Annotated in this window: 15 protein-coding genes; 8 read left to right on the top strand and 7 right to left on the bottom strand. The window is 52.5% G+C overall.

Annotated elements, in window-relative coordinates; all coding sequences use genetic code 11:
• Positions 1–7: 7 nt before the first annotated feature.
• Together M1D91_RS19805 and ubiK are read right to left on the bottom strand one after the other, a co-directional pair.
• Entirely contained in the window at positions 8–637 is a 630-nt protein-coding gene (locus tag M1D91_RS19805; RefSeq protein WP_437432424.1) for an OB-fold-containig protein, read from the bottom strand.
• Positions 638–782: 145 nt separating this feature from the next.
• Positions 783–1,088 carry a ubiquinone biosynthesis accessory factor UbiK gene (gene ubiK, locus M1D91_RS19800; protein WP_437432425.1) on the bottom strand — a complete coding sequence of 102 codons (306 nt, stop codon included), beginning with the start codon at positions 1,086–1,088 and terminating at the stop codon, positions 783–785.
• A gap of 488 nt (positions 1,089–1,576) precedes the next feature.
• Between ubiK and ribB the strand changes: the two genes are divergently transcribed.
• The gene (gene ribB, locus M1D91_RS19795; RefSeq protein WP_437432426.1) at positions 1,577–2,230 is read left to right on the top strand and encodes a 3,4-dihydroxy-2-butanone-4-phosphate synthase; all 654 of its coding nucleotides are present in this window, start codon (positions 1,577–1,579) and stop codon (positions 2,228–2,230) included.
• A gap of 149 nt (positions 2,231–2,379) precedes the next feature.
• Positions 2,380–2,625 (top strand): hypothetical protein, encoded by a 246-nt coding sequence (locus M1D91_RS19790; protein ID WP_437432427.1) that lies wholly within the window; start codon positions 2,380–2,382, stop codon positions 2,623–2,625.
• Between the two features lie 18 nt (positions 2,626–2,643).
• Here M1D91_RS19790 and zupT read toward each other — a convergent pair whose 3' ends face one another.
• Positions 2,644–3,423, bottom strand: coding sequence for a zinc transporter ZupT (zupT, locus tag M1D91_RS19785; RefSeq protein ID WP_437432428.1), 780 nt, complete (start codon positions 3,421–3,423; stop codon positions 2,644–2,646).
• 196 nt (positions 3,424–3,619) lie between these two features.
• On the opposite strand from zupT, the gene ygiD reads away from it, so the two are divergent.
• Positions 3,620–4,408, top strand: a complete 789-nt coding sequence (gene ygiD, locus M1D91_RS19780; RefSeq protein WP_437432429.1) for a 4,5-DOPA-extradiol-dioxygenase — start codon at positions 3,620–3,622, stop codon at positions 4,406–4,408.
• A gap of 81 nt (positions 4,409–4,489) precedes the next feature.
• Here the strand turns inward: ygiD and M1D91_RS19775 are convergent, their stop codons facing one another.
• From M1D91_RS19775 to tolC, 3 genes are all read right to left on the bottom strand, one after another.
• Complete coding sequence (locus M1D91_RS19775) at positions 4,490–5,650, bottom strand: glutathionylspermidine synthase family protein (RefSeq protein ID WP_437432430.1); 1,161 nt, start codon at positions 5,648–5,650, stop codon at positions 4,490–4,492.
• Between the two features lie 5 nt (positions 5,651–5,655).
• Positions 5,656–6,330, bottom strand: coding sequence for a DUF1190 family protein (locus M1D91_RS19770; RefSeq protein WP_437432431.1), 675 nt, complete (start codon positions 6,328–6,330; stop codon positions 5,656–5,658).
• Between the two features lie 153 nt (positions 6,331–6,483).
• Positions 6,484–7,944, bottom strand: coding sequence for an outer membrane channel protein TolC (gene tolC, locus M1D91_RS19765; RefSeq protein ID WP_437432432.1), 1,461 nt, complete (start codon positions 7,942–7,944; stop codon positions 6,484–6,486).
• Between the two features lie 198 nt (positions 7,945–8,142).
• Here tolC and nudF point away from each other — a divergent pair, with 198 nt between their 5' ends.
• Genes nudF through parE form a run of 5 tightly spaced genes read left to right on the top strand, consistent with a single transcriptional unit; the run spans position 8,143 to position 12,555 of the window.
• On the top strand, positions 8,143–8,775 hold the full coding sequence (gene nudF, locus M1D91_RS19760) for an ADP-ribose diphosphatase (protein ID WP_437432433.1): 633 nt from the start codon (positions 8,143–8,145) through the stop codon (positions 8,773–8,775).
• Positions 8,772–9,194 (top strand): DUF1249 family protein, encoded by a 423-nt coding sequence (locus M1D91_RS19755; RefSeq protein WP_437432434.1) that lies wholly within the window; start codon positions 8,772–8,774, stop codon positions 9,192–9,194. Before nudF ends, M1D91_RS19755 begins: the two co-directional genes overlap by 4 nt.
• 24 nt (positions 9,195–9,218) lie before the next feature.
• Complete coding sequence (gene cpdA, locus M1D91_RS19750) at positions 9,219–10,046, top strand: 3',5'-cyclic-AMP phosphodiesterase (RefSeq protein ID WP_437432435.1); 828 nt, start codon at positions 9,219–9,221, stop codon at positions 10,044–10,046.
• Positions 10,046–10,621, top strand: a complete 576-nt coding sequence (gene yqiA / locus M1D91_RS19745; RefSeq protein WP_437432436.1) for an esterase YqiA — start codon at positions 10,046–10,048, stop codon at positions 10,619–10,621. Before cpdA ends, yqiA begins: the two co-directional genes overlap by 1 nt.
• A gap of 41 nt (positions 10,622–10,662) precedes the next feature.
• The gene (parE, locus tag M1D91_RS19740) at positions 10,663–12,555 is read left to right on the top strand and encodes a DNA topoisomerase IV subunit B (protein WP_437432437.1); all 1,893 of its coding nucleotides are present in this window, start codon (positions 10,663–10,665) and stop codon (positions 12,553–12,555) included.
• 49 nt (positions 12,556–12,604) lie between these two features.
• On the opposite strand, the gene M1D91_RS19735 is transcribed toward parE, so the two are convergent.
• Complete coding sequence (locus tag M1D91_RS19735; RefSeq protein WP_437432438.1) at positions 12,605–14,137, bottom strand: MFS transporter; 1,533 nt, start codon at positions 14,135–14,137, stop codon at positions 12,605–12,607.
• Positions 14,138–14,149 lie beyond the last annotated feature (12 nt).

The following is a 14,149-nucleotide window of genomic DNA, read 5'->3' as shown; positions in this document are numbered from 1 at the left end:
TAGATTATTACAGTTCGTTCGGCCAGGGATTCAGTTCTGCCAGATACCGGCTTGCGGAAAGCCGACAAATAATGAGTACCTTATCGCCCTTCTTAAATTCTTTTCCCTCTTCCGGCTCCAGCAGCAAATAATGCACTTGCCCGAAGTTGTCTGTGAATTTACCTTCACATGGTCGTTCAGCGCAGGCTGTATGCCCGGTGATGATGGCCATTTTTCCAATAAAATCTTCTTCGGTGATGGCGCTGGTTTCATCTCCGGGCAGCCAGCGCCCTAGCAGCTTGCCGGTGTAGTGCGTGCAGACCACGGAAAAGAGCAGACAAAATGGCGTCAGCAGAAGATTGGGCAGGGGAAACTGGAAAAGGGTTACGCTCAAGTGTTGAAGCAAAATGCCCGATAACCCGAAGCCGCCGGCAATAAGGCAAAGCACTACCAGCGCAGGTACGCGACCAAAATTCAAATAGTGGAAAAACTGCTGTAAATGGCCAGAGGCGGCGCCATCATAATCACCTAAATGTGAATCAAGGGTGCCGGAAATAACATTACCAAAGAAAAGGGAAATAATTTCTACCGCGCCGACGAGGGCAACAAATGCGATAGCAAAAAGGTAAGGGGAGTAGTAAGCAGGAAAAATATCCATATATTCTCCTTGGTGTATTCATGCCTGAGCCAAACAAAGATCCTCTTTTATTACCAGGTGGATAATATCATAGATAGCCAGAGCGTCCCCCTACAAATATTTATATAGGGCAGGACGCCAGGGCATTAAAGCAGGCAGTGATGGATTAGGGTTGAGTGTCTGGTGAATCAACCGGAGGAATGGCCGGAGCCGGTTTTACTTCTGCCGTGGTGCTACGGCCCTCAAGATCGTTCAGCCGTTGTTCAAGCAGCGCCAGCTTTTCACGGGTGCGCAGCAGCACCTGAGTTTGTACGTCAAACTCTTCCCTGCTGACCAGGTCCAGACGCGTTAGCTGGGACTGTAAGGTCTGGCGGATTTTCTTTTCCACATCTTCCCCGAACTCACGAATACCTTTCGGCATGGATTCGTGAACCTGACGCGCAATCTGTTCAATTTTCTTCGGGTCAATCATTTTGGGTTCCCTGTTCGGATAGGTTCTGACATTTATTGTAGTTTGATATCCGGTGTCGATAAACCAGATTTGTATGAAGGTTATGCGTTGCCGTAGGAAATCATTAGCGTTATAGTTATCGCGCTTATTCTCAGGGCGGGGCGAAATTCCCCACCGGCGGTAAATCAGCGATGTCGAATAGATTTCGCGTTGCGGCAAGGCGGCAACTGAGCGAATTCCAGGAACATAACCAACTATGTGACTGGAATGAGTGAAGGAAGCCAACGCAGCAGCGACGTGAAAGATCAAGGACAGGTTGAAAGCCCGCGAGCGCTTCAGAGGCAACTTTGAAGGTCAGCAGATCCGGTGAAATTCCGGGGCCGACGGTTAGAGTCCGGATGGGAGAGAGTAACGAGTCAGTAGGGCCTGGAGGCCCGCTCGCGTTATTTTTTTATACTCCTAAGACTGCCCTGATTCTGGTAACCATAACTTTATTGAGGTCTTTTACCATGAATCAGACGCTGCTTTCTTCTTTTGGCACGCCATTCGAACGTATTGAAAATGCATTAACTGCACTGCGCGAAGGTCGCGGTGTTATGGTCCTCGACGATGAGAATCGTGAGAATGAAGGCGACATGATTTTTGCCGCTGAAACGATGACCGTAGAACAAATGGCGCTGACGATTCGCCACGGTAGCGGCATCGTATGCCTCTGTCTGACCGAAGATCGTCGTAAGCAACTCGACCTGCCAATGATGGTTGAAAACAACACCAGCGCTTATGGCACCGGCTTTACCGTGACCATCGAAGCGGCTGAGGGTGTGAGCACCGGTGTTTCCGCGGCTGACCGCCTGACCACCGTGCGCGCAGCCATTGCCGATGATGCAAAACCTTCTGACCTTAACCGTCCTGGTCACGTCTTCCCACTGCGCGCGCAGCCGGGCGGCGTATTGACCCGGGGTGGTCATACTGAAGCGACTATCGATCTGGTCACGCTGGCTGGTTTCAGGCCAGCAGGCGTGCTGTGTGAACTGACCAACGATGACGGCTCAATGGGCCGTGCTCCTGAGTGTATTGCCTTTGCTCGCCAGCACAATATGGCCGTGGTTACTATCGAAGATCTGATTGCCTATCGCCAGGAGCATGAGCGTAAAGCCAGCTAAGCGGTAGTCCGTGCGCCCCATCCGAAGTCAGGAAACTGGCTTCGGATTTTTTATATCTGCGTTTTGCGCCTGCCTGAATCATTGCTTTCCTCCCCTTTGTTGATCTCGCTAATGGATAGAACCGTGCGCTACTTATAAAGTGGTAGTCCGTGCTGAATGACGGACGCATTCCATTTTACGAGGCCAGGAGGAGGGAAGATGCTGATTTACTGGTGCGGTTTTTTGTCGTCGTTTTTGTGATGTTTGCGCATATCCTCTGTCTGAAGCGGAACTGTCGCGCCTATCGTCAGGATCGTGATGCGCTTCAGGAAGGCTATCAGCGGGCGCTTGAGCTCATTCAGCACCTGCAGGCGGATCGCGTTGAGTCAAAACCCGAAGACGTTGCCCGCTTCTGACGAGCAACGCCCTCTTCGTTAACCGAACCCCATTGCCTGTAAGGCTACCAGGCTAAGTCCCATAACAGACATCCCGCACAACACACCGTAGCTTGGGTTATTGTTCGGGTCTATCTCTTTTGCCAGCGGCATCAGTTCATCCACCGAGAGCGCTATCATTATGCCTGCGACCGCCGCCATGATGGCGGCCATCATGACTGGTGAGAAGAGGCTTCCCAGAATCAGCCAGGCCAACACGCCACCCAGTATTTCCGCAAGCCCCGATATTCCGGCCCAGAAGACGGCCGTACGCTTTGATCCTGTCGCAGCATAGACCGGGCCTGCCACCGCAAGTCCTTCAGGAATATTGTGTAATGCAACGGCCAGCGCGATACCAAACCCCAGCTCCAGGTCGTTACTGGCCGTGACGAATGTGGCAATACCTTCCGGGAAGTTGTGCAGGCTGATGCCCAGCGTCAATAGTATGGCGGTGCGCTGAATATTACGCGGCGCAGGACTTGCCTCTCCAGACTCCTGCACCAGATCCTGCGGGTGTGCATGTGGTAACAGGCGATCGAGCGCAAAATAGCCCAGTAAGCCCACGACAAACATGCCATAGCCAAGCAGCGGCGACATGCCAGGCGTGGCGAGCGCAGCGGGTAGCATCTCCATGAGTGAGATAAGTAGCATGATCCCAGCTGCAAATCCCAATGAAAACGCCAGTACGCGGTTTGACGGTTTCTGGCCCATCACGCCCAGAATGGCGCCGATGAACGTTGCAGCGCCAGCAAGTAGCGTCAGAATCAGCGGTGCTGACATGTATCACTCCTTATGATAACGATTCTCATTAATGCTAAGTATTAATGGATATCAAAGCGAGGCCGCCCGGCCACCTTTACGTAATCCTTACATTCAAAAATTCTGAACATCTTCATCATGCTTATCTGAGTTCATCGTCTGATAAAAGAGCGTAATGTGAGCTCATTATATTGATACACACAGTAAGGATATCATCATGTCTGCACCGCGTATGCCAGCACTGTTTTTGGGCCACGGCAGCCCGATGAACGTGCTGGAGGATAATGTGTATACCCGCGCCTGGGCACACCTTGGCGACAGGCTACCGCGTCCAAAGGCCATCGTGGTGGTCTCCGCGCACTGGTTTACACGCGGTACCGGCGTCACGGCGATGGAAGCGCCAAAAACTATCCATGATTTTGGTGGTTTCCCACAAGCGCTGTATGACACTCACTATCCTGCACCAGGCTCTCCGGCTCTTGCTCAACGCCTGGTTGAGCTACTTGCCCCTGTCCCGGTAGGGCTTGATAAAGAAGCCTGGGGCTTTGATCACGGCTCCTGGGGAGTACTGATAAAGATGTACCCGAACGCAGATATTCCCATGGTGCAACTGAGTATTGATAGCACCAGACCTGCGGTCTGGCACCTGGAACTTGGCCGTAAGCTGGCGGTCCTGCGTGACGAAGGCATTATGCTGGTGGCAAGTGGTAACGTGGTGCATAACCTGCGCACGGCACGCTGGCATGGCGAAAGTTCCCCCTATCCGTGGGCGAGCGCTTTCAATGATTTTGTTAAAGAGAACCTGGCGTGGAAAGGTCCGGCTGAAGAGCATCCGCTGGTGAATTACAAGGAGCATGAAGGCGGCTCGCTTTCTAATCCGACGCCGGAGCATTTCCTGCCGTTACTGTATGTGCTGGGCGCATGGGATGGGGAAGAGCCAATTTCCGTTCCAGTGGATGGGATTGAAATGGGCAGCCTGAGTATGCTGTCAGTACAGGTTGGATAATAAAATAAAGCCCGATGGCGCAAGTTCAACGGGCTTTATTCCGATGCCTGTGAAGGCGCGCCTTCACCCTTCAGGGCTATCTTATTCCACAAAGATATGCGGGTAGAAACGGGAGAGATCCTGAGTGATCAACGCCCGATCTTCGCGAATGCCAATGCCGGCGGGCTGATCGTTAATCAGCCAACTGCCAATCAGCACGTAGCTGTCGCCAAATTTGGGAAGCTGGCAGAACTGCTGCACAATCATCCCTTCTTCGCCATACGGGCCTTCCACCTCTTCTACGGTCTTGCCGTTTTCAATAATGGAGACATTTGCCCCTTCACGAGAGAAGATCGGTTTGATGACATATTTTTCCATCTCCGGGTGTGCATCTTCCGCAAAATAAGCCGGGAGCAGGTTCGGATGATCGGGGAACATCTCCCATAACATCGGCAGCAGGGCTTTGTTAGAGATAATGCTCTTCCACGCTGGTTCGAGCCAGCGTACGCCAGCATCTTCCAGTTTGGTCGAGAAGACCTCACGCAGCATATATTCCCAGGGATAGAGCTTGAACAGATTGCTGATGACCTGATCCTGCAAATCTGAAAACTGGCCTTTTTCGCCAAGCCCGATATCTTCGATATAAAGAAATTCTGTGGCGATATCGGCCTCGGCTGCACAATCCTGCAGGTACTGTACGGTGCCACGATCTTCGACCGTGTCGCGGCAGCAGGCAAAATGCAGCAGATTAAAGCCATACTGCTCGCGCAGTTGGCCAAAACGCTCGATGAGCTTTTCCTGAAGACTGTTGAACTGGTCGCTGCCTTCCGGTAACTGACCGGCATTGGCCTGGTCTTCCAGCCAAATCCACTGGAAGAAAGCCGCTTCATACAGTGACGTTGGCGTGTCGGCGTTGTTTTCCAGAAGCTTAGGTTCACCCGTGCCATCCCACGCCAGATCGAGACGGGAATATAAGGAGGGCTGATGCGTTTTCCAGGACTGACGCACGAATGCCCAGGTGTGTTTAGGGATGCGGAATTTGGCCAGCAGTTCATCGCTGTCAATGACCTTTTCCACCACCTTCAGGCACATCTGATGTAACTCAGCCGTAACGTCTTCCAGCTTCTCAACCTGAGCAAGGGTGAGCTTGTAGTAAGCATCTTCACACCAGTAAGGTTCGCCATACATGGTGTGAAAATTAAAACCGAATTCGGTGGCTTTCTCGCGCCAGTTCGGGCGTTCCGTAACGCTGATTCTTTCCATTCTGATCAGCCGCCCATTGAGCGAGTTGACGAACCGCTGGCGCTGCTGCGTTGCATGGTATTTTGTTTCGCAACAGATTCACCAAACCCACCGCGGGTAACGGTAGAGGTGGTCGCCGGTTTCGGTGCCATGGCGGTTTTCGATACGGTAGTGGAACGACCCGGCTGAGCCGCGCCATAGCTCTTGCCGCCCGCATCGGTGTACTGACCGTAGGCCGGGCTTGCAGGGTTACGAGAGCTGAACAGAGGCTGCTGCGCGAAACCCGCGCCACCGCCCATCATACGGCCCATCATGTAGCCTGCCATCAGCGGCATCCAGAAGCTACCGCCGGACTGCTGTGCCTGTGCCTGATTCTCAGGCGCAACGCCTGCCTGCGCAGGAGCCTGCTGACACTGACCTTCACCAAATTCAGCAACACAGTCTTCGCGTGAGGCGTATTTCGGTGCGGTGCGCTCAGCTTCTTTCAGCGCATTGTTATACGTCGCCGTACATTCGGCGCTCTTACCCGGATTCGCGGCAGAGCAGTCGTCGGCGTTTTGATACATAGATACTGTTTCATCATTCTGCTCGCAGCCGGCCAGCATAAAGACGGCGGTCACCGCCAGCGCAACTGGCGTAAGGTGACGCGCGCTCCAGCTTTTGCGAAACACTGCATGATTAATGCTCTTTGTCCGTTTCATATTTGTCTTCCGACACCCAAAGGTATGTATAAAAGGTCAGGATAGAGGATGAATGGCTGAAAATGAAGCAGGATGCGGGCCGGGAGGGGGGATCTTTACGTTGCCTTACGTAAAAACGGGGGCTGTGTGCCCCCGATTTAAAGTATCAATGACTTAGCGGGTCGAACGTGCAGACGCGGCTTGTGTAAAGGGCGCCTGATTGCCATTCGACATATCGTTCACGCGCGCATCCTGTTCAGGATTTTCCGGCGCTACGCTTTCCGGGGTCGTGGAGATGGCTTTACCCAGGGTATTGTTCAACGCCACCAGGTCCTGCTCATTTAACGTACCCAGCGCTGATTTGATATTCAACTGGTTAATCAGGTAGTTATAACGAGCGCTGGAGAGCTGCTGCTTCGCATTGTACAGGGTGGTGGTGGCATCCAGAACGTCCACGATTGTACGTGTACCCACGGAGTACCCGGCTTCCATCGCATCCAGGGAGCTTTGTGCAGAGACAACGGCTTGTTTGTAAGCGTTGATACTACTGATGGAAGCGTTGAGGTTGTTATACGAGGAGCGAACGGTCTGCACCACGCTGCGGTGTGCGCTTTCAAGCTGCTCGCTGGCACCGACAAAATTGTACTGCGCTTGCTTAACCTGTGAGTTCACCATACCGCCCTGATACAACGGCAGGGAGAAACTGAGACCAACAGAGTTCTGACCGATATTTCGATCCTGATAGGCCTGAGAATTAGCCCCGCTGGTGGCGGAACCATTATATTTGGTATTAGACACGCTGGTTGATGCCGTCAAATCCAGGGTCGGCAGATGACCATCCTGCGCCTGACGAATTTGCTCACGCGCCAGATCCTGGGTCAGACGCGCCTGCAATAAAGAGAGGTTGCGGGATTCTGCATCTTTCAACAGGGTATTAACGGCTTTCGGTTTATCTGTTTTGAAACCATCGACGTTCAGTGACGCCAGTTGTGGATAATAATTACCGGTGACCTGACGCAGTGACTCAACGGCATTGTCCAGATTGTTGCGCGCGGTGACTTCATTTGCCAACACGGTATCGTACTGAGAACGCGCGTTTTGTACGTCGGTAATGGCAACCAGACCCACATTAAAGCGCTGTGTCGTTTGGTCTAACTGACGATAAATAGCTTGTTTTTGCGCTTCGGTATAAGACAAGGAATCAATCGCGCTCAGAACGTTAAAGTAGGCTGTCGCGGTATTGAGGATCAGGGTTTGTTGATCGGTCTGATAAGTCACATCCTGGATGCCCGCGGATTTTTCTTGTAACGTCAGGGCACGCCATTTGGACATATCAAAGATAGTCTGTGTGAGCTGCAAAGAAGCACTTGTCGCATTTGAATTAATGCCATTGCTATCGCGATAACCATTGCCATAAGTGTAATCTGCACCCAAACCCAGTTGTGGCAGTAACGGGCTGCGTGCTTCGTTAATTTTCTCGAAAGCAGCATCGCGATCTGCGCCAGATTTACGCAGATCCGGGTTGCTTGTACGCGCCTGCTGATATACCTGTAACAGGTTCTCTGCCTGGCTCATAGCGCTGAAACCCGTCAGGCTCAGGCCGATAAGGATGGGGAGCAATTTCTTCATTTGCATTCCTTGTTGTGAAGCATGAATAGCGCTGATCTTAATTCAGAAATAATCGCCGATTCTAACAGAGACTGCCATCGCTTAAGATTGGCGTTACGTGCCATCCGGCGTAAATTCGCACCAATCTATCATATAGCGCTTGAAACGACAGTTAAACAGGCTTGAAATCCACGAATTCACCTTTATTACGAACAGGATACCCGCATGAATAAGCCGACAGCATCCACAGTGACTTTCACTAAAAATGATGTAGAAATTATTGCACGGGAAACGCTCTACAGCGGTTTTTTTTCGCTTGAGCGCTATCGTTTTCGCCACCGTTTATTTAATGGTGAAATGAGCGGCGAAGTGCAACGTGAAATTTTTGAGCGCGGTCATGCTTCAGTCTTGCTACCCTTTGACCCAGTGCGTGACGAAGTGGTGCTGATTGAACAGATTCGTATTGCGGCGTATGACACCAGCGACAGCCCCTGGCTGCTTGAACTGGTCGCCGGAATGATTGAAGAGGGCGAAACCGTTGAGGATGTGGCCCGTCGGGAAGCGCAAGAAGAAGCAGGACTAGACGTCGGCCGCGTGAAGACGTTTATGAGCTATCTTGCAAGCCCTGGCGGGACCAGCGAGCGCTTATCTTTACTAGTTGGCGAAGTGGACGCCACGCAGGCCGAAGGTATTCACGGTCTGGTGGATGAAAACGAAGATATTCGTGTTCATGTGGTAAGCCGGGAACAGGCTTACCAGTGGGTAGAAGAGGGGAAAATCGACAACGCAGCGTCTGTCATCGCATTGCAATGGCTGCAACTGCATTATGAGAACTTACGAAAAGAGTGGAAAAAATGAAGCGTTATACACCTGACTTCCCAGAAATGATGCGCCTGTGCGAAACCAACTTCGCCCAGTTGCGTCGCCTGTTGCCACGTAACGACGAGGCAGGCGAAACGGTGAGCTATCAGGTGACGAATGCGCAATACCGGTTAACGATAATAGAGTCCACCCGCTACACTACGCTTGTGGAGATCAAACAAACCGTGCCGGCAATTAGCTACTGGAGCCTGCCATCAATGACGGTGCGTCTATATCATGACGCTATGGTGGCCGAAGTGTGTTCGAGTCAGCAGATCTTTCGCTTCAAGGCGCGTTATGATTACCCGAATAAAAAGTTGCATCAACGCGACGAAAAGCATCAAATTAATCAGTTTCTGGCCGACTGGCTACGTTACTGTCTAGCACATGGAGCAATGGCGATTCCGGTTTGTTAGCGTAGTGAAACCTAAGGACACCATTTGGAAAGCCTGTTAAACCTGAATCTGGCGGATGAGTCCAGTGTCAGGATATTACAAATTACTGATACTCATTTGTTTGCCGAAAAGCACGACACGTTGTTAGGGGTGAATACCTGGGAAAGCTATCAGGCCGTACTGGATGCCATTCAGGCTCAGCAGCGTCACTGCGATTTAATCGTCGCCACGGGCGACCTGGCGCAGGATCAAACGGCTGCGGCTTATCAGCACTTCGCTGAAGGCATCGCAAGGTTTGGCGTACCCTGCGTTTGGCTACCTGGTAATCATGATTTCCAGCCTGCCATGTACAACGCCCTCCACGAGGCGGGCATTTCGCCGGCTAAACGCGTGTTTGTGGGTGAGCACTGGCAAATTCTTTTGCTGGACAGCCAGGTGTTTGGCGTTCCGCATGGCGAACTCAGCGAATTTCAGCTCGACTGGCTGGAGAAAAAGCTGACGGATGCCGGCGAGCGTTATACGTTGCTGCTGCTGCACCATCACCCTTTGCCTTCCGGATGTAGCTGGCTCGATCAGCACAGTTTGCGCAATGCCGCCGAGCTGGATAACGTACTGGTGCGCTACCCCAACGTGAAGAACATGTTGTGTGGGCATATTCACCAGGAGCTGGATCTCAACTGGAATGGCCGCCGGATGCTGGCAACGCCTTCGACCTGCGTTCAGTTTAAGCCCCACTGCGCCAACTTCACGCTGGATACTATCGCCCCTGGATGGCGTTGGCTTGAGTTACACGCCGACGGCAGTATGCATACGGAAGTCTGCCGCTTGCAAAGTGCCCGATTCAGCCCCGATACCGCGTCAGAAGGCTACTGATGGCCACCCTCTTATATCTGCATGGTTTTAATAGCTCACCGCGCTCTGCGAAAGCGACCTGTCTGAGAGAGTGGCTGGCACGCCATCACCCTGATATTAATGTTGTCGTGCCGCAGTTACCGCCCTATCCGGCCGAAGCCGCAGAACTACTGGAGTTGCTGGTGCTGGAGAACGGTGGGCAGCCGCTTGGCATCGTGGGATCGTCCTTAGGCGGTTACTACGCGACCTGGCTTTCGCAATGCTTTACCCTGCCTGCCGTTGTGGTGAATCCGGCGGTTCGTCCGTTCGAGTTACTGGCCGATTTTCTTGGTCATAACGAGAACCCCTACACGGGGCAGCAATATGTGCTAGAGTCACGCCATATTTACGATCTCAAAGTGATGCAGGTTGACCCTCTGGAAGCACCGGACTTGCTCTGGCTTCTGCAACAAACGGGCGATGAAGTGCTGGATTACCGTCAGGCCGTCGACTACTACGATGCGTGCCGCCAGACGGTAGAAGAAGGCGGTAATCATGCTTTTGTGGGCTTTGAGAATCATTTCACACAGATTGTCGACTTCCTTGGGCTTCGTTGAGCCGCCAGGGAAACGACCCGATCACTATCTACGAACAAACCATGACGCAATCCTATAACGCTGATGCCATAGAGGTACTCACCGGGCTTGAGCCGGTTCGCCGCCGTCCGGGGATGTATACCGATACCACCCGCCCTAACCATCTTGGTCAGGAAGTCATTGATAACAGCGTGGATGAAGCGCTGGCAGGCCACGCGAAGCGTGTTGATGTCATTCTGCACGCCGATCAGTCTCTGGAAGTCATTGATGACGGGCGCGGTATGCCCGTGGACATTCACCCTGAAGAGGGCGTGCCTGCGGTCGAGCTGATCCTGTGTCGTTTGCATGCAGGCGGCAAGTTCTCAAACAAAAATTACCAGTTCTCCGGTGGTCTCCACGGTGTGGGCATCTCGGTTGTGAATGCGCTTTCACGTCGCGTTGAAGTTAACGTCAAACGTGACGGGCAAATCTATAACATTGCCTTCGAAAATGGCGATAAAGTTCAGGATCTGAACGTCGTCGGTAGCTGCGCAAAACGTAACACGGGGACCAGCGTTCATTTCTGGCCGGATGAACAGTTCTTCGATAGTCCGCGTTTTTCTGTTTCACGTCTTTCGCACCTGCTCAAAGCCAAGGCGGTACTCTGCCCGGGCGTTGAGATCACGTTCAAAGATGAAGTGAACAATACCGAACAACGCTGGTGCTATCAGGATGGTCTTACCGACTATCTGATGGAGACCGTTAACGGCCTGCCAACGCTTCCGGAAAAACCCTTTGTCGGTAATTTTGCCGCCGAGACGGAAGCCGTGGACTGGGCGCTGCTGTGGTTGCCGGAAGGCGGTGAGCTGCTGACGGAAAGCTACGTCAACCTCATCCCCACCATGCAGGGCGGTACGCACGTCAACGGTCTGCGTCAGGGGCTGCTCGATGCCATGCGTGAATTCTGCGAGTACCGAAATATTCTGCCGCGCGGCGTGAAACTGTCGGCTGAGGATATCTGGGACCGCTGTGCGTACGTGCTGTCAGTGAAAATGCAGGACCCGCAGTTCGCCGGTCAAACCAAAGAACGTTTATCCTCGCGTCAGTGCGCTGCCTTTGTGTCCGGCGTGGTGAAAGACGCATTCAGTCTCTGGCTTAATCAGAATGTGCAGGCAGCAGAAATGCTGGCTGAAATGGCGATTTCCAGCGCACAGCGCCGGATGCGTGCAGCCAAAAAGGTCATTCGTAAAAAGCTGACCAGTGGGCCAGCCTTACCCGGAAAACTGGCGGACTGTACCGCGCAGGATCTGAATCGCACCGAGCTTTTCCTTGTGGAAGGGGATTCGGCGGGCGGTTCTGCCAAGCAGGCGCGCGACCGTGAATATCAGGCGATCATGCCGCTTAAGGGCAAGATCCTTAACACCTGGGAAGTCTCATCCGATGAAGTCCTGGCCTCTCAGGAGGTGCATGATATTTCCGTGGCGATCGGTATGGATCCTGACAGTGAGGATTTGAGCCAGCTGCGCTACGGGAAAATTTGCATCCTGGCGGATGCCGACTCCGATGGTCTGCACATTGCCACGCTGTTGTGCGCGCTCTTTGTGAAGCACTTCCGCACGCTGGTGAAAAACGGCCATGTGTATGTCGCCCTGCCGCCGCTCTACCGTATCGATCTGGGTAAAGAGGTTTACTACGCGTTAACGGAAGAAGAGAAAACCGGTGTGCTGGAGCAACTGAAGCGTAAGAAGGGTAAACCGAACGTTCAGCGCTTCAAAGGACTCGGCGAGATGAACCCTCTGCAACTGCGCGAAACCACACTGGATCCTAATACGCGTCGTCTGGTGCAGCTGATTATCAGCGATGAAGATGAGCAGCAGACCAATGCGACGATGGATATGCTGTTAGCGAAAAAACGCTCTGAGGATCGCCGTAACTGGCTGCAGGAGAAAGGGGACAGGGCGGATATCGAAGCCTGATCCTGACAAACGCTTCAGGCCGTCAAACCTGAAGCGTTTTTATTACTCATTAATCGGTTAATGGATGTGGGGCACGCGGCGCGTTCACTTTATCCGCTTCCACTTCCGGCCACAGTTGCTCGTAATGCATGCCGGTCAGATCTTCCACAACCCGGCGTGTTTCAGGCGTCACCGCCAGACGCGAACCCTGATTTTTCAGTCTCTCCACTTCATCAACAAAGATTTTGTGCGTCTGTTTGTTCAGATGGAAGGTCAGCGCCTGCCACAGGGCGAGGACAAGTAAACCTGCGGTGCCGATAAACAGCGTCATCGCGATGGTTTGTACCGCTTCCGGCGGCTGAATCTGGCTGCCTTTAACAAAACCGCCTTCCTGTAAAATGAAACCGACAACAAAAGTGGCGATAGCGACCGTTGTCTTACGTGAGAAGGTCATCACCGCAGCGAACAGCCCTTCACGACGCTGGCGGGTGATCATCTCATCAATATCAGGAATGAACGGAAACACATTCCACGGCGTGAATTCCAGAACGCAGCGACCCACCTGATACAGACCGGCAAGAATAATGAGTAAAAGTGCTTTCTGCGCCGTCGGGAAGAGGTAAATCAGCAAAATGCCGCCCAGGCAGAGCATCATCAGGCTGTAGGCGAAGACATACAGTTTTGATGGGCCAAACTTAATGATGGCAAAGCCAGCGACCAGGGTCACGGGAAGACCAATAATACTCATTGAGAGCAGGCTGCCTGCAAACGCAGAGGAGACCTGCAGGCAGTAAACACAGAAGAAAACAAAAACGGTGTTATAGATATCTTTTGCGGTAAAAGAGAGCAGATAAATCGCCAGATGTTTACGAAAGGCGCGCACTTTCAGCGTAGAAAGATAATCTTTGAACAACCCCAGAATATTCACCCGTGATGCCGAGCGCTCGTTTTCCAGTTCCGCCAGCATTTCAGGCGTTAATTCACGCTCCCAGGTAACTTTCCACGAGATCAGGACACAAACCATAAAGGCTACGGCGAAGACGATACCGTTAATCAGGTAGGCTTCAGCACTCTTTTCACCCAGGTAACCAATCAGCAGCCCCGGAATAAAGGTGGCAAGGAAGGTCCCAGTGGCCGATAAAAACATGCGTCCGGTTGAAAGCTTGGTTCTGGCGTTAAAGTCTTTGGTCATTTCGGATGGCAGGGTTTCCCAGGGGATAAGCACCATCGCCGCAATGATCTCAAACGCCAGATAGACGCTCAGATAGAACCAGTAGTTCATCCCGTTGAGCCACAGCAGGGCATAAACCAGCATTAAGGGGGAGCCAATCAGCAAGAAGAAACGGCGGCGGCCAAATCGCTTCCCGAGGGCATTTTTATAGAAGTGGTCGGTAAAAGAGCCCATAAAGAGGCTGATAATGGCGTCTACGATACGTGCGATCGCCACAATGGATGCCGCTTCCAGAGGCGACAGCCCCACGAAGGTGGTGTAATAAAATAACAGCCATGCGCCAATAACTGTAAAGGCGCCGCCTCCCATAATATCAGTAAGGCCGTAACCAATACTGACGGGGATAGTGATTTTTCTTTCTGAACGCTTCATATTTTTATCTCG

This window comes from Enterobacter sp. SA197 (genome assembly GCF_054131575.1).
This window is presented reverse-complemented; position numbering and strand designations above follow the sequence as displayed.